Below are 260 nucleotides of genomic sequence, written 5' to 3' on the forward strand. Positions count from 1 at the left end.
TGACAGGTGTATAGTCGAAGTTAAATCCTCCGCCAAGCTGGTTGTCTTCCCTGCTGTATCCCGACTCGGTTGCTGCCGGAATGTCCAGTGTTCCATTCCCGGCCTGATTCGTCGAACTTCCGGTATAATTACGCCACGCGGTATACGGGTCCGTCAAGGTAGGAGGAACTTCCGGCATGTTCACACTGGCTACGATAATTAAAGAAAATATGATTGCAATGTTCGCCAGAATTTTGTAAGGATACCGGATAATTCGCTTC

General features: G+C 48.5%; 1 protein-coding gene. It reads right to left on the reverse strand.

What is annotated here, in order from left to right; genetic code table 11:
- On the reverse strand, positions 1-260 hold a 260-nt coding region (locus tag B0E34_RS22890; RefSeq protein ID WP_228423121.1), incomplete at both ends, for a hypothetical protein.

Source organism: Chryseobacterium mucoviscidosis, from assembly GCF_002177115.1.
Lineage (GTDB): Bacteria > Bacteroidota > Bacteroidia > Flavobacteriales > Weeksellaceae > Chryseobacterium > Chryseobacterium mucoviscidosis.